Raw genomic sequence first — 21814 nt, 5'->3', positions numbered from 1 at the left:
TCGTGAATGCACTAAGTAAAGCAATGATTGCAGAAACCTTGTTTAGTGAATTGGATTTGTCCAAACCAGACGCAAAAGCAATGGTTGAGGAGTTTTTCGAAGCCATTCGGAATGCTTTGGAAAATGGAAAGGATGTTAAATTATCAGGTTTTGGCAATTTTAATCTGAGAGATAAACCGCAAAGACCTGGTAGAAACCCCAAAACTGGAGAAGAGATCCCAGTGGTTGCGCGAAGGGTGGTAACCTTTAAAGCGGGGTTGAAATTAAAAACTAAAATTGAGCAGAAAGGAAAATAGTTGTTGAGTCATTATATCCGGCATGTGTTTATATGCACCAACCAAAAAGCAGCTGGCAAAGTTTGCTGTGCCAACAGTGGCGGTATCGAGTATTTTGAGCATCTGAAAGAGCGTTTGCTTGAACTTGGAGCGCATGGTCCTGGAAAAATACGTGTTAGTAAGTCAGGGTGTTTGGGTCGTTGCAACCAAGGCCCCTGTGTTGTAATTTATCCCGAAGGCGTATGGTATACTTACTCCACGCTTGAAGATATTGATGAAATTGTTGACAAGCATTTATTAAAGAATAAAATTGTCGAACAATTATTAATGGATAAGTAACGCTTAAATAATCTTTTTTTAAGATTCTGTTCAAGTTTTTACTTATTTTACTTGTAGGTTATTACAGTTTTGGTTAAAATCGCCCGTCCAAGATTGAAAGATTACCAATGATAAAAGGCGGTACGGAGTTAATTTAATGAAAACATTCAGCGCCAAAGCTCACGAAGTTAAACGTGATTGGTTCATAATTGATGCTAGCGACAAAACTTTAGGTCGTCTGGCTACTGAAATCGCTCGTCGTTTACGCGGCAAGCACAAGGCAGAATATACCCCTCACGTTGATACTGGGGATTATATCGTTGTAACAAACGCTGAAAAAGTGACTGTTACAGGCCGTAAATTCAAAGAGAAGATGTATTATCATCACTCTGGATTTCCTGGTGGCATAAAATCCACTTCTTTTGAGAAGCTCCAGGCAAAAAATCCTACAAGAATTATTGAGTTAGCTGTAAAAGGTATGCTTCCTAAAAACCCATTGGGCAGAGAAATGTACCGTAAGCTGAAAGTATACGCTGGTAGTGAACATCCACATGCTGCTCAGCAACCTAAGCAACTAGAGATTGAGGAATAAATAATATGGCTGAATTGCAGCAATACTATGGTACTGGTCGTAGAAAAAGCTCAACGGCCAGAGTCTTTATCCGTCCAGGTAAAGGCGAAATCAAAATCAATAACCGTGCACTGGAAGAATATTTTGGTCGCGAAACTGCCTGTATGGTGGTTAGACAGCCTTTAGAAACTGTTGACGTTCTTGAGCGTTTCGATATCTACGCCACTGTTGTTGGCGGCGGTATTTCTGGTCAGGCTGGTGCTGTTCGCCTGGGCATCGCTCGCGCACTGGTTCAGTACGATGAAATTGATTTGGCTGAAGATGCTGAACCTCAAGCCGATTCTTACCGACGCAAATTACGTGCGAAAGGTCTGCTGACTCGTGATTCTCGTCGAGTTGAGCGTAAGAAAGTGGGTTTGCACAAAGCACGTCGTGCCACTCAGTACTCAAAACGCTAATTATATCTTTATATCAAACCCCGCCGATGCGGGGTTTTTTTTAGAGAGTGTTTTATTAGACTGTGTCATTACTTAACTCACGGGCACCGTCATCTCGAACGCAGTGAGAGATCTCCTGGATCCTGGTTTGTGCCAGCATTCGGAGATCTCTCACTGCGTTCGAGATGACATGGCATGACGCAGTTTGATGAAGACTCTCTTTTTTAGCCTGAAAAAATCAAGCGCATCAATTGAATACCTGGCAAATGGATCTCCTGCATTTGCAAACGCTTAAATCTTTGATATAAATAGTACATTTCACCTTTATCAGAATTCTGGAATTGATTGCGTTCAAGCTGATACTGAAAGAGCAAGCTTGATGCTTCAATCATGATGTCTGAAACGGTATAAAAGGAAGTAGACAGGAAGAAAGCACCGTGAATGATGAAATCAAGCCTGAGCAGGGTGAGCTGTATCCATCGGAAGTGATTGATGAACAGAAGCGTCAATTTTTATTACGAACCACTGGAGTATTAGGTGGAATAGGGGCTGTATGTGCCTTAACTCCTTTTGTTTCCTCATGGCTGCCCAGTGCTAAGGCACAGGCTGCTGGTGCCCCTGTAGAAGTTGATATCAGTAAAATTGAGCCTGGCCAGCAGGTTACTGTTGAGTGGCGGGGGAAGCCTGTTTGGATTATCAGGCGCACACCTGAAATGCTCAAACATTTAAATGGGCATAACGATGATTTGCGCGATCCTGATTCACTGGTTGATCAGCAGCCTGAATATGCACAAAATAAATTCCGCTCGATAAATCCCGAGTATTTGGTATTGGTGGGAATTTGTACCCATCTGGGTTGTTCGCCTAAATATACTCCTAATGAAAGAGAATTACGGCCTGACTGGCCGGGAGGCTTTTTCTGCCCTTGCCACGGCTCCACTTTTGATCTGGCTGGAAGGGTTTTCAAAGGCGTTCCTGCACCAATTAATCTGGAGGTTCCCCCATACCGTTTTGTTAATAAACACCTGATTATAATTGGCGAAGATGAAAAGGATGGTCAAGCATGAGCGGAATACTGAATTGGATTGATGCTCGTTTTCCCCTGATGACAACCTGGAAAAAGCATATCAGTGAATACTATGCACCAAAGAATTTTAATTTCTTCTACTTTTTTGGATCTTTGGCTACGATTGTTTTGATAAATCAGCTGGTAACAGGTCTTTGGCTAACGATGTTTTATACCCCCACTGCAGATGGGGCCTTTGATTCCGTTGAATACATAATGCGCGATGTCAATTATGGCTGGTTTCTGCGGTACATGCATTCCACAGGCGCATCTGCTTTTTTTATTGTGATTTATCTGCATATGTTTCGCAGCGTATTGTATGGGTCTTATCAAAAGCCGAGAGAACTCATCTGGCTGATTGGAATGGTGATATTTTTATTGCTTCTGGCAGAGGCCTTTTTTGGGTATTTACTGCCCTGGGGACAAATGTCCTACTGGGGAGCACAGGTGATTACTTCGCTGTTTGGAGCAATTCCCTTTGTGGGCGATACGCTGGTTACCTGGCTGCGGGGTGATTACAATGTGGCGAATGCTACACTGCAGCGTTTTTTTGCTCTGCACGTTATTGGCATCCCATTATTGCTATTAGTTCTGGTATTTTTGCATATTGTCGCTCTACACAAGGTAGGCTCTAATAATCCTGAAGGGATTGAGATTAAGAAAAATCTGGATCCACGCGGCATCCCACTGGACGGAATCCCTTTTCATCCTTATTACACCGTAAAAGACGCGCTGGGAATAATGGTATTTCTAATTTTGTTTTTTGCCATTATTTTCTTCACCCCGGAGATGGGCGGTTATTTTCTGGAACATGCCAATTTTGTTCCTGCCGACCCGATGGTGACCCCGGATCATATTGCCCCAGTCTGGTATATGACGCCTTTTTACACCATATTAAGAGCGATTCCGAACAAATTAATCGGCGTTATCGCAATGCTTTCTTCCATTCTACTTCTATTTTTCATGCCTTGGCTGGACAGAAGTCCGGTTCGTTCAATGCGGTACAAGGGATATTTGTCACGCTGGGCATTGCTTATCTTTTTAATAAGCTTTGTAACCCTGGGGTATTTGGGAACCGTGGTGGTAACCCCTGTACGGCAATATCTCGCCCAGATTTGTACGTTTATATACTTCGCCTATTTTATCCTGATGCCATTTTATACACGTTATGAGCAGCATCTTGAGGTACCAGAGAGGATAAGCCGATGATTTCAAAAAAGCTGTTTCTTGGACTTTCTTCCATTTTCCTGTCTGGTGTTCTGCATGCTGCTGCAGAAGATAATGTCAAATTATTACCTGTAGATATTGATTTGCAGGATAAGGCCCGTTTGCAGCGCGGGGCCAAAATGTATATGAATTATTGTTCAGGTTGCCATTCCTTGAAATACATGCGCTATAACCGCATGGCTCATGATTTGGGTTTAACGACTTTCGATGGGGAGCTGGATAGTGATTTATTAATTAACAATCTGATTTTTACCCGCGCTCCAATTTACGATCCCATCAGAATTAGTATGCCCCCAGCGGATGCCCAGGAATGGTTCGGAAAAGTGCCGCCTGATCTTTCTTTAAGTGCCAGACAAAGAGGCGCATCCTGGCTTTATACCTATCTCAAAGGATTTTACGTAGATAAAACGAGACCCTTTGGCGCGAATAATATTTTAATTCCTGGGGTGGCCATGCCAAATGTACTTGAACCATTGGCAGGCAGAGTGGTCGCAATCGAGAATAAAGATGAGGCCGGATATTTATTCCTGTCCCATTTATTACTGTCTGAGCCAGGTGAAATGACTCAGCCTGAATTTGACAGTGCGGTTACTGATTTGGTTAATTTTCTGGTATATGTTGGAGAGCCGGCCAAGCTTGTGCGTTATCGTGCAGGCGGATTTGTCATCGCTTTCCTGTTTATATTTTTGCTGGTTGTCTACAGACTAAAAAAAACATACTGGGAAAAGATTGACCATTAGACCGATCGCTAATGATAAATTTGCCTATTCTTAAACATTGCTTGCTAATTTGTGCTAAAATGCACTCTTTTGCATGCTATATGCTGAGTTAACGTATGACGAGGAGTTGCGATGGCTATTGTGACAAAGCGCACGATTATGTCTTTATATTCTGACAGTGATGATGTTTACAGTCACCAGGTGAGAATTGTACTTGCAGAAAAAGGGGTTAATGTAGAAATTCTGCCCGCCAAACAAGGCGAAGCCTCGAACGATTTACTCTCTATCAATCCATATGGAACGGTTCCAACCCTACTTGATCGTGAACTGGTTCTTTATGAGGCCAGAATTATAATGGAATATCTCGATGAGCGTTTTCCACATCCGCCTTTGCTGCCTGTATATCCAGTTGCAAGAGCCGAAGCCAGGAAAATGATGCATCGTATCGAGCATGACTGGTATTACCTTTTAATGCAAATTAAAAAGAATGAGCAGGCTGAAGAGGCTCGGCAGCATCTCTTGGAAAGTCTGATTAGCCTTGAGCCGGTCTTCGCTGATAAACCCTATTTTCTAAGCGATGAATTTTCTTTACTGGACTGCGCGATGGCCCCCTTATTATGGCGTCTACCGCAATTAGGCATTGAAGTTCCTGCGAAAGCAAAGGCCTTGCATACTTATATGCAAAGACTGTTCAAGCGGGATTCATTCCAAACCAGTTTGTCTGAAGTTGAGAAACAATTACGGGCTGCCTGATATGAGTATGACATCGAACAAGCCTTATCTGATTCGGGCTATCTATGACTGGATTGTTGATAATCATATGACCCCCTACATTCTGGTCAATGCGAATTATCCTGGTGTACAGGTTCCAGAGGCTCATGTGAATAATGGAAGAATTGTACTGAACATTTCGCCTCAGGCTTGCAGAGGTTTGCATCTTGAAAATGATCGGATTGTATTTACAGCCCGATTTTCGGGTGAGACCATGCAAATCTTTGTGATTCCAGCTGCAGTACTTGCAATTTATGCAAAGGAAAATGGTCGGGGTATGGAATTTGGCGAGGAATACCATGAGCCGCCACCAGCTCCCAGGGAAGAACCCAAGCGGCCCAAACCGGCCTTAAAGCTGGTTAAGAAAGATTCTGACTGATCGCTGATCTGCGATTGGCATTGAGCTGCAAGTTTGATGCCAGTATTGAAAGCTTTGTTATTCATAACTTTATTCGCCCATATCGCGGCTTGTTCGCGGTATCCAGGCAATGCTTGGTAAATATCATGGTCAAATCAACCACATCGCTGTTCAGTACCCGACAAATTCGCAACTGTGAACAATTAATGCAGCAACACTTGAGGTTTTCTGAAGAAGACCTGATGTTGAAGGCAGGATCTGGTGCATTTAAACTTTTACAAATGCAATACCCTGCTGTGAAAAAGCTGGTTGTGTTTTGCGGTGGCGGCAATAATGCCGGTGATGGCTATGTACTGGCTAAGCTCGCTCATGAGCAGGGCTATGCCGTGTTGATTAATCAGTTTAAGCCCACGGATCAGCTGCCTCCGGTTGCTCGTTTAATGGCTGAACGTGCTCAACAGGCTGGTGTTATTTTTCAATTTATGGAAGATACGCTGGATAATGATGCTGAACTGATTGTTGACGCACTACTGGGTATTGGCCTGGAAAATGAGGTAAAAGAGCCTTTGCAGTCGGCAATTGACTTAATTAATGACAGTGGCTTACCTGTTTTATCTCTGGATTTGCCTTCAGGCTTACACGCCGATACCGGGGTTGCCCTTGGATATTGTGTCAGGGCTTCCTGCACTATTACTTTTATTGGTATTAAAACCGGATTAATGACAATGGATGGTCCGGATTACCGCGGACATTTGTTTCTTGACGAGCTGGATGGTGCTCCCTGTCTATCGCTAATTTCCCCTGCAGCAATTTTAATTGATGAAAGAGAATCCTTTAACCAGCTGGTTCCTCGCCGGAAAAATACGCATAAAGGCGATTTTGGCCATGTATTGATTATTGGTGGGGGAGAAGGCATGCCTGGCTCCGTTTGCCTTGCTGCACTGGCCGCGGCCAGATCGGGAGCGGGTCTGGTGACGGTGGCTACCAAACCTGAGCATGCCGGGCGTCCGGTGATGGGCTTGCCGGAAGCGATGATTCATGGCATCAGCTCGATTAAAGAAATAGAGCCATTAATTAAAAAGGCCAGCGTTTGTATAATTGGACCTGGACTGGGTACTGACAACTGGGCGATAGACCTGTTCAACGAGGTGATTGCCTCCCAATTGCCCATGGTCATTGATGCGTCGGCGCTGCGCATTCTCGCTGACAATCCCCAGCATGATGACAACTGGATTTTAACACCGCATCCCGGTGAAGCAGCCGGCCTCTTACATTGTAAGGTGAAAGATATTCAAACGAACCGCTTTGAAGCCGTATGCCAATTACAACAGCAATATGGCGGTCAAATTGTATTGAAGGGCGTGGGATCGCTAATACGCACTGATGCGGCGCAAACCTATCTTTGCGCCCAGGGAAATCCGGGAATGGCAAGCGCTGGTATGGGTGATGCCCTAAGCGGTATCATCGCAGGGCTTATTGCGCAGAAATTCAGTCTGGCAGACGCTGCCCGTCTTGGCGTGTGGCTGCATGCGGCGGCAGCGGATTTAGCGGCAGAGGAAGAAGGGGAGAAAGGCCTGCTGGCCAGCGATATTATGCCTTTTGTCCGTCTGCTGGTGAATAATAAGATCCGCCTGAATCCAAAGGTCGGAATATAGTTGCAACGCAGTTATTACGATATAGTAGTTTAAAAGTTGAGAAGACTGGTTCATGCAGAAAAAAATACTTCACATAGAGTTGATTGATGAAAGTGCGACGCAAGAGACTGCCTCTTTATTAGCTGCCTGCATTCACTCCCCTTTAGTGATTAGCTTCAGTGGGGAAATCGGGGCTGGTAAAACCACATTTATCCGTGCCTTGCTGACTGAGCTGGGTGTAAAATCGATTATAAAAAGTCCTACTTTTTCTTTGGTAGAAAGTTATAATTGCAATTCCTGGCCAATACATCATTTTGATTTATATCGTATCCACGATGAAGATGAGCTTGAGTTTATTGGTTTTCGCGATTATTTTGATGACAATGCGATAATTTGTGTGGAATGGCCAGAGCGGGCAAGGCATAGTATTAAAAGCCTGGATCTCTGGATAACACTCATGATAACTGGGAGCAGCCGTGAAATGATCATTGAATCGTTAAGTGCTGCTGGTGATAAGGTTTTGTTCTGCTTTGAAGGTAAAGAATGAAAATTCGGGTATTTATCCTTGGATTATTAACGCTTGTATCATCAAGCTGTTTTGCTGCCAGACTACAGTCAATTGAAATAAAAGAGCAAAACGGCAAAATGTCGCTTTTTTTTAGTCTTGACACTCCCATTGCACACAAAGTCTTCACTCTTACCAATCCCGATCGAGTGGTTGTCGATTTTGAGTCAACCGATCTGGTGTTCAATCTGAATCAACTAAAAGGGAATCAGCTCATTAAACGGGTGAGAAGCGGCCGTCCAAATCCGCAAACTTTACGTCTGGTTTTTGAAGTGACTGATGTAGTTATGTTAAGAACCAGTCCCTGGGCTTCTTCAAAATCCAAACACGCATTCACCCTTGACTTATCTACCAATAATGCTCATGCGCAGGCTGCCAAACCGGTTAAGGCGAGTACTAATTTAACGCCGCCAGCCCCTCCGGTGCGTCAGTTACCCGGCCGTTCTCTCAGAAATGTAGTGATTGTGCTTGATCCTGGGCATGGAGGAAAAGATCCAGGGGCTAAGGGGCCGCACCATAATTGGGAAAAGAATGTGACATTGGCTATCGCCAGTAAATTAAAGCATATTATTGATCGGCAGCCTGGTATGAGTGCTGTGTTAACGCGCAAAGGGGATTATTATGTCGGGCTGCGCGAACGCCTTAATATCGCCAGAAAATATAATGGCGACGTATTTATCTCCATTCATGCCGATGCCTTTATCAATCAGCAATCCAATGGGGCCTCGGTATTTGCGTTATCTCAGCGTGGTGCCACTAGTGAAGCCGCTCGCTGGCTGGCGGAAAAAGAAAACTATTCAGAGCTTGGCGGTGTTAATCTGAAGGATCTTGATGACCAGAGTGGTCTGGTCCGAACAGTATTAATTGATTTATCGCAAACTGCGACCATTGGTGCAAGTCTTCATATGGGAGAAAGAGTATTACGAAATCTTGATACGATTACTCGTTTGCATAATCGAAGAGTGGAGCAGGCCCGTTTTATGGTATTAAAGTCCCCGGATATTCCTTCGATTCTGATAGAAACCGGTTTTATTTCCAATCCTCAGGAAGAAAGTAATTTAACCAATGGAAACTATCAGGCCAGACTTACCCAGGCCATTTTCCAGGGAATAAAAGGCTATTTCTGGGATTACCCGCCGCATGGTACACAGATTGAGGCCTTGGCCAATAGCAAAGGGCAATTTCACCTGGTCCAGGCAGGCGAGTCACTGCCTAAAATTGCTGCCCGCTATAAAGTGTCTGTAGCCGCGTTGCAGGCGGCTAATCATCTGAATAATGGATCCATCAAAACAGGACAGCGTTTGACCATTCCTTCCGCCGTATCATGAGAATTCAGCAGTTACCTGTTGATGTCGCGAACCAGATTGCGGCAGGAGAGGTTGTTGAGCGGCCTGCTTCTATCGTAAAGGAGCTGCTGGAAAATGCCCTGGATGCCAAAGCCACCCAAATTGCTGTTGATATTGGCTGTGGCGGCCTAAATCACATCAAAATCAGTGACAACGGGATGGGTATTCTCGCAGAGGATTTACCTTTGGCCATTGCACCGCATGCCACCAGTAAAATTTCCTGTTTAAATGACTTGTATTCCATAACCAGTATGGGCTTTAGAGGGGAAGCTTTAGCCAGTATCGCTTCGGTTTCCAGACTGAGTATCAGTTCAAAGCCGCCTCAGCAGGCGCATGCCATGCGTTGGGAGAGCAATACGCTGGTTCCCTGCGCAAGAAACCAGGGAACAACGGTTGATGTGCGAGATATATTTTATAATGCTCCGGTTCGTAAAAAATTCTTAAAGCCCGAACGCATTGAATTCCAGGCAATTGATACGGTTCTTAGACGTTTTGCGCTGGCCGCTCCTGAGATTGCAATACAGTTTAGTCATAATGGCAAATTACTGCTAAATCTGATGCCAGCAGTTGATGAAGCAGGCCGCAGGCAGCGTATTCAAAAAATTTTAGGCAAATCTTTTCTCGATCAATCCATTCATCTCGCTAGTGAAATCAATGGCATAAGCCTGGAAGGTTTTATTAGTAATGTTGATTATCAACGCAGCCAGGTGGATAAATTATGGATTTATCTAAATGGGCGAATAATCAAGGATAAGCTTTTATACAATGCCATCCGTCAGGCATACGAGGAATATCTTTATGCCGGCAGGCATCCATCCTGTTTACTGTATTTAAACATTGCAGCCAATCAGGTCGACGTGAATGTTCATCCTACAAAGCATGAAGTGCGTTTTCAGCAGCCTCGCCTCATTCATGATTTTATCAGCTCACAAATTGCTGCTGTGCTGAAAAAATCCACGAACCAGGCAATTCCTGCTATGAGCCTGGCGGCTCCGGCCGCCACTTACGTCAGGGAAAGTCTGATTCTTCCCGTGATAGAAAAAGACGATAGGTTATTGAAACAGTCTGGGGCTGAAAGATGGTATATTTTAGACCCTGCCCATGCGATTATCCTTGTTGATGAAAAGCCATATCTTGTGCATGGCTCAGCTTTACAGAAACAAAACCTGAAAAGGCAATTGCTGCAAAGCAATCTGCCTCTGGCTGCTCGTCCGCTGCTGGTCCCGCTAAAATATACTCTGGAATCAGACCGCTTTACTAAAATAGCAGAGGCGAAAGAACTACTCGAGCATGCTGGTATCCAGCTTGTCTTCCTGTCTGAATCGGAAATAATGATCAGCTCTATTCCGCTAATGCTTCCCGATTTGAATATTAAGCAGTTTCTTGATTTATTATGCACAAATTGTCCTTCCAGTTTTAGCGAAATGGTCGATTATCTAATGTCAGCCTATGAATTTTCCCTGTCGTTCACTTCCGATGAAATGAAGCAGGAATTATTTTTCTATTTAAAAAACCAATTAATGGAATCAGGTGATTTAAGCGGGATTGCAACTCACCTGAGCGAGCAGCGTTGTCGAGATTTATTACATGCATAATCGGGTGTTCTGTCTTATGGGGCCAACCGCCTCAGGTAAAACTGCTTTAGCCAGTCAGCTGGTTCAGCAGTTTCCATTTGAAATTGTCAGTGTGGATTCTGCAATGATTTATCGTGAGATGAACATTGGCACAGCAAAGCCAGACGAGGACGAACTTGCTGGAGCACCGCATCATTTAATTGATATTCTCAATCCCAATGAAAGCTACTCAGCCGCCCGATTTTGTGACGATGTGATACCGCTTATTAATGCAATACGGGCACGCGGTAACTGGCCTTTGCTGGTGGGTGGAACGATGATGTATTTCAATGCGCTTCAGCAAGGGCTTTCGGAACTTCCTGTTGCTGATGACAGTTTACGCAGCGAATTATCCCAACGCATTGTAAGCGAGGGACTAGAGTCGCTGTACGCAGAGTTATTGACTGTTGATGCCGCCTCTGCCTCACGCCTCCATGCTAATGACAGCCAGCGGATTCAGCGCGCCCTGGAAGTTTATTACACCACGGGAAAACCCTTATCAGCATTTCTGCAGCAACAGCATAAAAAACATCAGTTTTCGTTTATCAATTGGGGTCTTTTTCCTGATAATCGAGCCTGGTTGCATGAACGGATTGCGATGCGTTTTGACCTTATGCTGGATCAGGGTTTTCTGGAGGAAGTAAAGCAGTTACAAAGTAAATGGTCGTTGACAATCGATTATCCCTCAATGCGTTGTGTCGGCTATCGTCAGGCCCTGAGCTATCTGGCCGGAGAGTACTCCTCGTTTGAGGAGTTTCGCATGAAAGGAATTGCTTCAACCCGGCAGCTCGCCAAACGGCAGCTGACCTGGCTAAGGAGCTGGGCGCAAATAGACTATTTCCCGCCTGAAGAAAGTAATACCATGCAGAAGGTCATAGCCAACATTCATAAAATAATGGATAATTCCTGAAATAACTTATTTACCCTAGTGTGATTAATGGAGAATTTCATGTCTGATACTAGCAATATTCCGGCAAGTACTGAAAAAATTTATATCGTTCATCCTGAAGATTTGCCTTTAAGTTGTCCTACCCATGAAATGATACTGTGGAATGCTCATCCCAAGGTATATCTGCCTATCGAGAAAACAGGCAAGGAAGTATGTCCTTACTGCGGCTCCATCTTTGTATTGCAAAATGAATCTGCTTAATTCAATTTCTGGCTGATGTCATGATTAAATCGATATGTATTGTTCGCCTGTCTGCTTTAGGCGATGTATTGATGCTGGTACCTCTGGTCAGACGTCTGCAGGACAGCTTACCGAATGTTTCCATCACCTGGGTTATTTCCCGGCCAGCCTATGATTTGGTTGAGGGAATGGATGGTGTGGAATTCCTGGTAATTAATAAACCCGACTCTATTGCCGATTATTGGCGATTTTACAAACAAATGCGGGGCAGAAGTTTTGATGTCTTACTGGCGCCTCAGGCAAGTTTTCGCGCTAACTTGCTTTACCCGTTAATCAAAGCAAAACGAAAAATTGGCTATGACGCTTTGCGTGCCAAAGATGGTCATGCCTGGTTTGTCAGGGAATCGATTGCCCCGGGTAATGATCATACACTGGACGGATTTTTAAAATTTGCAGATGTGCTGGACATTCCTGAGCTAGCCCCGCGTTGGGATTTGCCAATTGCCGCAGCGGATTATGAATGGGCTGAGGATCATTTACCGAAACAAGGGCCTCTGCTATTAGTCAATCCTGCTGCCAGCAAACCGGAAAGAAGCTGGCTGGTTGAACGCTACATCACAATGATTCGATATGCACAGCATAAATGGAATGCTCAGGTAGTACTGACGGGCGGGCCAGGATCCTGCGACAGGGCTCTGGCAAATCAGATTTTACAGGAAGTTGACTGTGTCGACCTGGTCGGTAAAACAAAACCCAGGCAGCTTCTTGCCGTAATCAGTAAAGCCAATTTACTGGTTTGCCCGGATACAGGGCCTTCTCATATGGCTGCAGCTGTAGGTACACCGGTGATCGCTTTACATGCGGTGACCAGTGCAGATGTTTCAGGACCTTACACGTTTCGTCATCTGGCAGTAGATTGTTATCCAGAGGCGGTTACTTCCGTTTTGAATAAGTCAGCCAGCGAAAATGTCTGGGGAACACATGCCCATGGACCAGATACCATGAAGCTTATTACAGTGGAAGCCGTTGTCAAAAGGTTGGATGAGGTGTTTCAGCCCGCTGCTCTGACTCGCAGTGATGTTAGCATTGTTGATGCATTACCGAGTTAATATTCACTTTAAGTGATTTTAATATAGCCATTATGTCCAAATGAGATTCGAAGCGAATTGCATAAAAACTCCAAAAAGTATAAAATTAGCAATATTACTCATTCCTATACAAAGCGGGGTTCTGGATGCCTTCTCTTTCATCATCTTCTCCTGAGGCTATCAGCCAATGGCTTCATTCCTTTGACCATCTTCAAGAAGATGAGAAAGCACACAGGGTTCCCGGTAGTGATGTGAAACGAGTGTTGGGATTATATGGTCTAAAAACTGCCCAGCATGTCCATGAGTTTCTCGAATCCCCTGAAGGCAAGGAAGTAAGAGTCAGAATTTACAAGGAAATCGCTGCTCATGAAGCGATTATGGATGCCATGCGTTTAAAGGCGCAAGATGATTTAATCAAGGCCCACCGTGCTTTAGCCTATCTTTTAATGCAGCTCTCTGCCAAAAAATCAAAAGCGCGAAAAGACTATAACGCAGAACTTGATAGACAAATACAGAAGGATTTAGCGCGTAACAAAGTAGTTCATGAGCAGGGAGCGGTTAAACTGGAATTACCTGCTGGCAGAGAATGGGAACTAATGCTGGAGGCTTATGAAATATCGGAAAAGATTATCCATGTTGCATTGCAACACAGCCTCCTCGCTGCTGAGAAAGTTGAGGAAGAAATTGCGGAAATTGACCGCAAACAGCTCAAACTGACGCAGAAATATAATAGCTTACAGACTTTGCTTAATGAACACGATGCCTATCTGGAAACTATTTATCAGCAAGCCAATCCTGAACAAAGTATACAGCTAATTAATCAACGACTGGAGACCTTTAATCCAGTTCCTCAGAATAAATTAGCCGGAAAACGCATTCATCAGCAAGCGGCCGAAATACACAGGCAGCAGTTGGAGAATATACTGGGTGTTCTGAAAAATGAAAAACGGATGTATGACGCCTCTGGTAACAAAGTAATTGATTTCAGACAGGCCGCCTTCTTTGTGCCTTCTCATTGTCAATTGCGGATGCAAGACCAGCATATTTATCTCTTCGAGCATGAAAATGAGCTTACGAATCGTCCCGTCAGGACACCTCATTTGATAGATCGAGCTCATAAAATTGGATTGCATCAGCATCGTGATATGCTGGGTACTCAGCAATTGCTGTTAATGAAGCAGGCTCAGGATATGAGCCGGCTGGAAAAAAGAAGGAATGTGGCTGAAGAAAAGCGCTTAGACGTGCTTGAGGATGTTGCGAAATTCAGTAAAGCACTGATTGATATCCATGACGCCAAATTATTTGCGAGGGAGAGAGTCGCTGCCTATACATCCAATAATCACATTCCAAGGCCTCAGCCTTCTTTTCAGGAGGAAATGAAAGCAAGCTATGTACACATGCTTAGATTAATGAAATTGCAGCCTACCCCTCAGGTTATTGATAGTCTTAAAGCAACGGCAAAAGCAGCACAGGTTAAAGACTTGCCTTTGCAAACGGCGCTGAATGGGTTAAAACCGGGCTCGATAGTTCCACAGGAAACGATGAATCTTCTAAATCAGGGCGCGAGATTTTTCGGTGGCCCAATTCGTCCGCAGCCCCTTAATGTCGCAGTCCGGCCAGAGCTTAATCATCCTTTTGCGGGGCGTTAGTTAGCTGCGTAAAAGAACACACTCTACTAGACTAAGTGGAAGTCCTCTCTCCCAAGCTGGGAGAGGTTAGGGTCACTGCCATTAAGTTAAGCTGAAATGTATATTAAACTGTCATCCCCGCGAAGGCGGGGATCCATCTCTGAGCTGGCTATAATGCCAATTGAGGAATGGATTCCCGCCTTTGCGGGAATGACCAAATTCCTTAACTTAATGGCAGTGAGGGTGAGGGTTGACTTTTAAACCAGGGAGCAATCCTAGTGAAAATGGACTTCAGAAAAATATTAAAAAAAGTATGGGATAATTGGAATGAAGACAAAGTGGCTACTTTGTCTGCAGCATTATCCTATTACACCATATTTTCAATAGCGCCTTTATTGATTATTTCGATTGCCATAGCGGGTCTTGTGTTTGATCCCAGGATTGTTCAGCAAAACCTGCTGGCCCAATTGGGTGAAACCTTCGGAGAGGCGCCAGCTGAGCAAATCAGACTTATGATCTCGACAGTCAAACCCTCCACTCATCTTATCGCAAAACTGGTCTCAATCATTATTCTGCTATTTGGTGCATCCGGTTTTTTTGGTGCCTTACAAACTGGCTTGAACAATATATGGGGGGTGACTCCCCGTGCGGATAGAGGATTTTGGGGACTGGTCAGCGATCGGTTTTTATCATTCACTTTAGTGCTTGGTGTAGGATTTCTTCTTCTGGTTTCATTGATAGTCTCTCTTCTTTTATCAATGATCAGTGCTGGCTTATTACAGCTTTTACCTCAGTTAGTCATTCTGGGTTACGGATTAAACATCATTATTTCTATGGCTGGAATAACCATTCTTTTTGCAATGATATTTAAAATCATTCCCGATGTATTATTGCAGTGGAGAGACGTCTGGCTGGGTGCTTTTCTGACTGCTTTAATGTTTACAATAGGCAAATTATTATTGGGACTATACCTTTCCCATTCCAATTTGGCAGAAGGATTTGGCGCATCGGGCGCGTTGATTCTCATTCTGGTCTGGATTTATTATTCCGCGCAAATCTTGTTCACTGGAGCGGAATTTACCAAAGTGTATTTTCATGAAAAAAATAAAACGATTCATCCGGCTAAACATGCAAGACTGGTAAAATAAGCAATATCAGCCTTATCAAGATATAATGAATCTTTGTTCGGGAGGAATTATGAAAAGATATTCAATCCTTTTGTTTTCATTGCTGAGTGTTTGTTCTAACTCGCCCTTTGCCAAGCAGTGTATTGATGCTCATCAGCTTTCCAGTATAGGAAAGGATATAAAGCAATATACTAAACGGTTATCCTGTCCATTAAACTTGAAATCCTCTGATATCAACTGGGTGATGGACCAGGAATTACCGAAGCTGATTAACAAGCAGTTTCTGGGTGTTGAACCGCCTGCGGATTGGCAGAACATGAGTAAGCTGTTAATACTTAGCTGTTATAGTGAAGGTGATCTCTGCGATGCAACAATTCAAAAAGAGGTGGGGACTTGCCTCACTGCAAATGGTGCTCTTTTATTGGTCAAATATGGTTCCTGGCTGTCTGATAACTGTGAAGTACTGCAAGGCAATGTAGTGGATAAATGGCAGGAGAAGAAGGCTGTGGTGTATCAATTAATTGATGAAATATTTACGCGAATAAAGCCGCCACTGAGTAACTAGTAAATTCGTGAGCAGTTACCAGTGAAACTGGCGTGTCCAGGGACACGCCATAGAAAGATATTTTAGGAAGAAGAGGCTGGATTTTGATAATCAGAATTATTGCTGCCTGCAGCCAGACCTGCATCAGGTTCCGCAGCGTGTGAATTTTGCAGTAGCAGAATAGTTTCTGTTAACAAAAGACGCTCTTGCTGCTGTCTGCTTAAATACATCTGATAGTTGATCTCGGCAAGTAAAACCGCAATTTCTTTTTGCACTGTGGCTGAGTTAGCGGTATTGATTTGCTCCACCCATTGTTGCTGAGTTTGTCCACCGCTGCTGCTTTGATTACTATTGAATAATCGCCAGGTAGCCATCGTATATTCACTTAAGGCCTGACTGGTCGTGTTACCTGAGGTTCCACTAAGATTTTGTGGCATGCGTTTGGACAAAATATAATACAGATTACCAATTCCTACCGACACTTGCGCCGCGTAAGTGCGAAGACGGGTGAGATAATCGGTGAGTGTGGTCTGAGCCTGAATCTGATCCGAGGCTTCTGTATTTTTACTCAGATTTAAAGCCTTATTATAAAGTGAATCATAGGTATTTCTATCTGGCAGAGCGACCGGGTTAACCTGTCCGCTGGCATAGCGAATAAAGTTGGCGGCCTCCTGTACCTGATTATTGGCCGTTAAACCCTGGTTCTGTGAGTCATCGGAGACCAGCGGGGAAGATGTTGTTGTCTGACCGCCAGAATTCGTGCTGAACAGCATTGGAGAAAGCAGAGCGTTGCTGTTCAACTGTGAAACAAGCCCCTGCGTATAAGAGCTATTAAAAAAATCATCGGTGGAGGGCAGAGTGCCTATCACGTTTGACATTACCAGGCTACGGTACAGATATTTACATTGCTGCTTCCAGGAGCCGTCATTGTTAACACAATAACTGCTGTTAGGGGTTGTCAGAATATTGAAAACTGCCTGGCTAACCGGATCTGACATATATTGCTTATTGGCTGTCTGATCAATCAGAGCGGAGGCACTGACGCCGCTTCCTGAGGTGCTGCCATAGGAAGGAAAGGTAGTTGCAGCCAGACTGTTAATAGTGCTGTTGCCCTGTGAACCGCCGTTCACAATGGGAGCGCCTTGCCCACTACTGCCATTGCTGGATGCACCTGGTGAAAGCAGGGCGCCGAGAAAGCTGTAATAGCTGGATAGTTGAGGAGCTAAATTATTTTGGGAGTTGATCAGCAAATTACTGAAAGTATCCGAGCCGCCCCCGCCCTGACTGCAGGTTCCTCCGGTAGTACAATACTGGGTGATGTCATAACCAAAATATTTTCCAAGATTTTGCAGATAGGTAGGCAAATCACTTTGGCCGCCGCCACCGGCGTCATCAAGGCCTCCTGTTGGAACATCAGCAATCACAGTCGATGAGCAGAGTAACAGTAAAACGGGTAAAGCCTGTTTCGGTTTCAATAGCATTTATTCTTCCCCTTCAAGAGCACGAGCAACTAGTTTTAAGCGATATTCTGAAAAAACGCGTCCCAGCAGGCGCAGGCGTTCAAATGTAATATTTCTTTTCAGAAAGAATCCGGCTGGATCATGGCTGCCCAGGCTGGTTTCTTCCGCATGGATCAGAATACGCGATGCACTGCCTGGATGTACAGTATCAATGGCTTGTAAAAGTCTCAGGCCGCGTCCTGACTTGATATTTCCTGCCAATCGAATGAATGCATCCTCCTGGCCCAGCATTCCCATATCGATTTTATCGATGTCATCAAGCTCTTCACCGAGCTTTTTGATAGCTGCTTCCAATTCCGGATTTCCATCCATTGTCCAGTCTTCCACGCTTTCCATAAAGGTAATTACGCGGTAGATCATTGGATCCACATATTCAAACCAATATTGGGCTGAAGCTTCATGACTTAGATCAGGCATACATTTACTCTTTTTTTACTGTCAAACTAATTGATAGACTGGGGGCTATGTAACTACTATAGTATAGTAAGTGGTAGAAAAATCTAATACATAGAAAGTAAATTTTATGAAAAAAGTAAGTGACTCGCGGATAGGTACGATTATCAGAAGTATCTTCAATATTCGTTATTGGGTGGACTACGATCGTTTAAAATCCTTTACCGCTTATCTGGGTAATGGGTTTAAAAAAATGTTTGTTCCCCAGCAAAGCACAACAGGTGAATCCTTTAAACAGGCGGTACGTGAGTTGCATTTGGATGACGCGGAATTGCTTGCCCGCCAGAAAGGGTTATATCGACTAAGTATTCTGATGGTGCTGATTGCCATATTCATGCTTGGATATACCGGCTACCATGTTTTATACGGTACCTGGAGATCGATATTACTGAGCGTTGTGGTGATGTTCATCGCGCTTGCTTTATCTTTCCGCTATCACTTTTGGTATTACCAGATTAAACATCGTAAACTGGGAGTTTCTATTAAGGAATGGTATCGGCAGGGTTTGTTAGGTGAAAAACATGAATAAAATAGTATTTGGTTTGCTTTCTGCATTCTTTCCCCTGTTAGCCCTTGCACAAGACAGTGGCAGCGGCGGAAGTAGTTCTATCAGTTTTGCTCCCCCGCCCAGTGATTATTCGGTTGTTTTTCTGGGAAATATTTTTGGAATCGTCGATGGGGTGCTGCATGGCACCGGCAGCCAGATTATGGGGACGATGTTTAGCGTATTCAACTCAGCGGTACTGGCTCTGGGCGGTATTATCATCATGTACACCCTCCTGGTGTCCACTGTTAATACGGCCCATGAAGGGCAAATGCTTGGGCAGAAATGGTCGTCCATATGGGTTCCGTTGCGATCAACCTTTGGTCTGGCACTTTTAATACCCAAGGCGTCTGGTTACTGCCTGATGCAGATTTTCGTTATGTGGGTGGTCGTGCAGGGGGTGGGTGCGGCTGATAAAGTCTGGCAGGCTGCGTTAAGTTATCTGAACCGCGGAGGAGTGATAGTCCAGGCCCAGATGGATCCGATGAAATCGATTCTTGGAGACAATGGCAGTATCGCAACAGGGGCTACCGCGATTCTTGCAGGTCAGGTTTGTATGCTCGGGCTGCAAAATACACTGACGAGTGTGCAGCAGGGATACAAAAATCAGGCAAGTAAAAATTCAGGTCCCTGTGTCAATGGACCCAGTAAGGAAATGCAGGATTTTTGTCAGGCCAATGTCCCTGATTTCCTTAATACAGTCAATGTGGTAACCCAACAGAATAATAATCCGAATAATTCAAAACAAAGTGTGCCAATGCCGAATTTCGACTCGGATTCAGCCTATTCCTTTTTAAACGGTATTTGCGGAAAGATAGAGTGGAATGCCTATCCTGCCGATAAAATTACCACCATTCAAAAAAATATCTCTACTCTCGACAAAAATGAAATCGATACCGTAAAAATGTCTCGAGCCATTGCCATCCAGCAGATGTATCAGGATTTGTCGCAGGTGGCCACGGTGATGGTGAATAATGATCCAAAACTGAACTCTGCTACCTCCAGCGGAGTCAATAAGGATAATGAGTTCTCCAAAGTCGCTATCCAGCAATATGGTGTTGCCTATATGTCCACAGGGGTTCCCTGCAGCAGTCCTGACAAAGATTGTATCTCCTGGGGCAGCGATTCGTCTTCTCAAAGCGCACCCCTGTTTAACGGTACTGAGTTTCAGGGCGCGGTATCGGATTATAATGGCATCATGCTGCCGACTTTAAATCTCTACACGCAGGCTACCGAAAGTAAAACCAAGGACAATGTAAGGGATTTTATTGCCAAGGCAGAGGCTCAGGGTTGGTTAATGGCTGGCAGTTATTTTATTGACCTGGCCAAGATTAACTCTTCCGATATCAAGTTGTCGAACCAAACGGATTCGGATTCCGGACTGGACAGCAGTTCCGCGGATATTAGTACCATGACCAATGCGTTTGGAGGCGATGGCACTTGTAAAGGGCAGTACTCTGAGTTATGTCAGTGGTATCAGGGCGATGATAAATATGTAAAACATATTGCCGGACTGATTGACGGCTCCACTGTATTGAACTCAGGATTGGACGTTCCCACCTTTAATTCAATTAGCCATAAGGCGGTAACCGGACTAGGCTCATCTACAACCTACGGTTATATTAGCAATGCGTCTATGGTGCAATTACCGGGTCAGCCAGGGATTGTGACAGCACCCAAGTTCGCTATGAAAATTAATATCACGTTCACGCCGTTCTACTTAAAACCGATGAGTTTTAGCTGCGGAAAAGTTCAGATCCTGTTCTTCGTATTCTGTTTGGGTGAAATGTTCGGTGTTCTGCTTTACAACGTCATCTTTGTGACGCTGTTTAATTTGTTCCTCTCCATGATGGCACAAATTATTAATATGGTCGTGTTGACCTTCCTCTCGGTTCCTCTACAGGGAATGGCGCAGATTTTTACCTATGGCGTATCTTTTATTCAGCAGCCCACGGTAAATCCGGTCATAGCGTTGGCCAATATGGGTGTGAACTATATCAATTTTGCCAATGAGCTGTGGATTTATCTGCTGATGATGGCAATTACCAGTATATTAATTCCCTGGTTTGGTGTGTTTATATTCCCGCTGATAGCAATGGTGATGCCTTTACTGATTGCCTGGTTGGGCACGATGGTCAGTATAGGATTCACGACTGCCTATTTTATTCCCTTCCTGCCCTATATGATCTTCACCTTCGGTACGATGGGGTGGTTGATTGCGGTGATTGAGGCTATGGTGGCGGCACCGATTGTTGCACTTGGAATCACTCATCCTGAGGGTGAGGGCGCCTTTGGTAAAGGCGAGCAGGCCATCATGATTCTTATGAATGTCTTCTTACGGCCCGCAATGATGATTATTGGCTATATCGCTGCCATTGCGCTCTCCTATGTGGTCGTCTGGATCATTAATGCCGGCTTCTACAACGTGGTGACTTTCATTCAGGGGGATCCAAGCGGCTCGGCATTTAGTTACAGCAGCACTTCCGGTGATCCCAGTCAACAGGCGGGTGCAATTAATACCAGTACGGGATATACCGGTTGGGCGGGTATTTATGGGTTCTTTTTCTCAATTCTTGTTTATACCATGATGTACGTGACGGCAGTGACCAAGTCCTTTACCCTGATTACTTATCTCCCTGATAAGGTATTACGATGGATTGGCGGTCAGCCTGAAGGTATTGGTCAGGAAACCTCACAATGGGCTGAAGAACCCAAGAAACAGATAAGTGACGCGGGTTCGAGCACAGCTAAAGCGGCTCAGCAGATTGATAAACAACTCAGCGGTTACGCGATGAAGGGCGTCAAAAAAGCCGCCAGTGCGGTCAGCTCGCCTGGAGCGAATGTGGAAGCAACTCAAGGCGGAGAATAATAATTTCCGCCC

At 44.5% G+C, this 21814-nt stretch carries 23 protein-coding genes; 21 read left to right on the top strand and 2 right to left on the bottom strand.

Annotated features, from left to right (window positions below):
* Window positions 1-2: 2 nt before the first annotated feature.
* From E1O89_RS05790 to E1O89_RS05700, 19 genes are all read left to right on the top strand, one after another.
* Window positions 3-296, top strand: coding sequence for an integration host factor subunit alpha (locus tag E1O89_RS05790; protein ID WP_058507819.1), 294 nt, complete (start codon window positions 3-5; stop codon window positions 294-296).
* The gene (locus tag E1O89_RS05785; RefSeq protein ID WP_172463589.1) at window positions 297-614 is read left to right on the top strand and encodes a (2Fe-2S) ferredoxin domain-containing protein; all 318 of its coding nucleotides are present in this window, start codon (window positions 297-299) and stop codon (window positions 612-614) included.
* A gap of 136 nt (window positions 615-750) precedes the next feature.
* Window positions 751-1185: a 50S ribosomal protein L13 gene (rplM, locus tag E1O89_RS05780; RefSeq protein ID WP_058507818.1), complete on the top strand. Its 435-nt coding sequence runs from the start codon at window positions 751-753 to the stop codon at window positions 1183-1185.
* Between the two features lie 5 nt (window positions 1186-1190).
* A complete protein-coding gene (gene rpsI / locus E1O89_RS05775) occupies window positions 1191-1622 on the top strand; it encodes a 30S ribosomal protein S9 (RefSeq protein ID WP_058507817.1) in 432 nt (143 codons plus the stop codon).
* A gap of 416 nt (window positions 1623-2038) precedes the next feature.
* Complete coding sequence (gene petA / locus E1O89_RS05770; RefSeq protein ID WP_058507816.1) at window positions 2039-2668, top strand: ubiquinol-cytochrome c reductase iron-sulfur subunit; 630 nt, start codon at window positions 2039-2041, stop codon at window positions 2666-2668.
* Window positions 2665-3876 (top strand): cytochrome b, encoded by a 1212-nt coding sequence (locus E1O89_RS05765; RefSeq protein WP_133139334.1) that lies wholly within the window; start codon window positions 2665-2667, stop codon window positions 3874-3876. Before petA ends, E1O89_RS05765 begins: the two co-directional genes overlap by 4 nt.
* On the top strand, window positions 3873-4634 hold the full coding sequence (locus tag E1O89_RS05760) for a cytochrome c1 (protein ID WP_133139333.1): 762 nt from the start codon (window positions 3873-3875) through the stop codon (window positions 4632-4634). The genes E1O89_RS05765 and E1O89_RS05760 overlap by 4 nt, the downstream gene beginning before the upstream one ends.
* 111 nt (window positions 4635-4745) lie before the next feature.
* Complete coding sequence (locus E1O89_RS05755; RefSeq protein WP_112220057.1) at window positions 4746-5366, top strand: glutathione S-transferase N-terminal domain-containing protein; 621 nt, start codon at window positions 4746-4748, stop codon at window positions 5364-5366.
* 1 nt (window position 5367) lies between these two features.
* Window positions 5368-5763 (top strand): ClpXP protease specificity-enhancing factor, encoded by a 396-nt coding sequence (locus E1O89_RS05750; RefSeq protein ID WP_058507812.1) that lies wholly within the window; start codon window positions 5368-5370, stop codon window positions 5761-5763.
* A 125-nt stretch (window positions 5764-5888) separates the two neighbouring features.
* Window positions 5889-7397: an NAD(P)H-hydrate dehydratase gene (locus E1O89_RS05745; RefSeq protein ID WP_133139332.1), complete on the top strand. Its 1509-nt coding sequence runs from the start codon at window positions 5889-5891 to the stop codon at window positions 7395-7397.
* 52 nt (window positions 7398-7449) lie between these two features.
* Window positions 7450-7923, top strand: coding sequence for a tRNA (adenosine(37)-N6)-threonylcarbamoyltransferase complex ATPase subunit type 1 TsaE (gene tsaE, locus E1O89_RS05740; RefSeq protein WP_112220056.1), 474 nt, complete (start codon window positions 7450-7452; stop codon window positions 7921-7923).
* Window positions 7920-9269 (top strand): N-acetylmuramoyl-L-alanine amidase, encoded by a 1350-nt coding sequence (locus E1O89_RS05735; RefSeq protein ID WP_133139331.1) that lies wholly within the window; start codon window positions 7920-7922, stop codon window positions 9267-9269. Before tsaE ends, E1O89_RS05735 begins: the two co-directional genes overlap by 4 nt.
* Complete coding sequence (gene mutL, locus E1O89_RS05730) at window positions 9266-10882, top strand: DNA mismatch repair endonuclease MutL (protein WP_133139330.1); 1617 nt, start codon at window positions 9266-9268, stop codon at window positions 10880-10882. Before E1O89_RS05735 ends, mutL begins: the two co-directional genes overlap by 4 nt.
* Window positions 10875-11810, top strand: a complete 936-nt coding sequence (gene miaA, locus E1O89_RS05725) for a tRNA (adenosine(37)-N6)-dimethylallyltransferase MiaA (RefSeq protein WP_133139329.1) — start codon at window positions 10875-10877, stop codon at window positions 11808-11810. Before mutL ends, miaA begins: the two co-directional genes overlap by 8 nt.
* A gap of 39 nt (window positions 11811-11849) precedes the next feature.
* On the top strand, window positions 11850-12050 hold the full coding sequence (locus tag E1O89_RS05720) for a zinc-finger domain-containing protein (protein WP_058507807.1): 201 nt from the start codon (window positions 11850-11852) through the stop codon (window positions 12048-12050).
* A gap of 20 nt (window positions 12051-12070) precedes the next feature.
* Window positions 12071-13138: a glycosyltransferase family 9 protein gene (locus E1O89_RS05715; RefSeq protein WP_133139328.1), complete on the top strand. Its 1068-nt coding sequence runs from the start codon at window positions 12071-12073 to the stop codon at window positions 13136-13138.
* A gap of 125 nt (window positions 13139-13263) precedes the next feature.
* Window positions 13264-14766 (top strand): hypothetical protein, encoded by a 1503-nt coding sequence (locus tag E1O89_RS05710; RefSeq protein ID WP_133139327.1) that lies wholly within the window; start codon window positions 13264-13266, stop codon window positions 14764-14766.
* A 263-nt stretch (window positions 14767-15029) separates the two neighbouring features.
* On the top strand, window positions 15030-15893 hold the full coding sequence (locus tag E1O89_RS05705) for a YihY/virulence factor BrkB family protein (protein ID WP_233012047.1): 864 nt from the start codon (window positions 15030-15032) through the stop codon (window positions 15891-15893).
* 49 nt (window positions 15894-15942) lie between these two features.
* Window positions 15943-16437: a hypothetical protein gene (locus tag E1O89_RS05700; protein ID WP_133139325.1), complete on the top strand. Its 495-nt coding sequence runs from the start codon at window positions 15943-15945 to the stop codon at window positions 16435-16437.
* A gap of 62 nt (window positions 16438-16499) precedes the next feature.
* Here the strand turns inward: E1O89_RS05700 and icmX are convergent, their stop codons facing one another.
* Complete coding sequence (icmX, locus tag E1O89_RS05695) at window positions 16500-17897, bottom strand: type IVB secretion system protein IcmX (RefSeq protein WP_133139324.1); 1398 nt, start codon at window positions 17895-17897, stop codon at window positions 16500-16502.
* Complete coding sequence (gene icmW, locus E1O89_RS05690; protein WP_112220046.1) at window positions 17898-18353, bottom strand: type IVB secretion system protein IcmW; 456 nt, start codon at window positions 18351-18353, stop codon at window positions 17898-17900.
* A gap of 106 nt (window positions 18354-18459) precedes the next feature.
* On the opposite strand from icmW, the gene icmV reads away from it, so the two are divergent.
* Both icmV and dotA read left to right on the top strand, forming a co-directional pair.
* Window positions 18460-18918, top strand: a complete 459-nt coding sequence (gene icmV, locus E1O89_RS05685) for a type IVB secretion system protein IcmV (protein ID WP_112220045.1) — start codon at window positions 18460-18462, stop codon at window positions 18916-18918.
* Window positions 18911-21802, top strand: coding sequence for a type IVB secretion system protein DotA (dotA, locus tag E1O89_RS05680; protein WP_133139323.1), 2892 nt, complete (start codon window positions 18911-18913; stop codon window positions 21800-21802). Before icmV ends, dotA begins: the two co-directional genes overlap by 8 nt.
* Window positions 21803-21814 lie beyond the last annotated feature (12 nt).

The organism is Legionella genomosp. 1 (genome assembly GCF_900640215.1).
GTDB classification, from domain to species: domain Bacteria; phylum Pseudomonadota; class Gammaproteobacteria; order Legionellales; family Legionellaceae; genus Legionella_C; species Legionella_C quinlivanii_A.
Note: the sequence above shows the minus strand (reverse complement) of the source record. Positions and strands in the feature narration are given on the sequence as shown.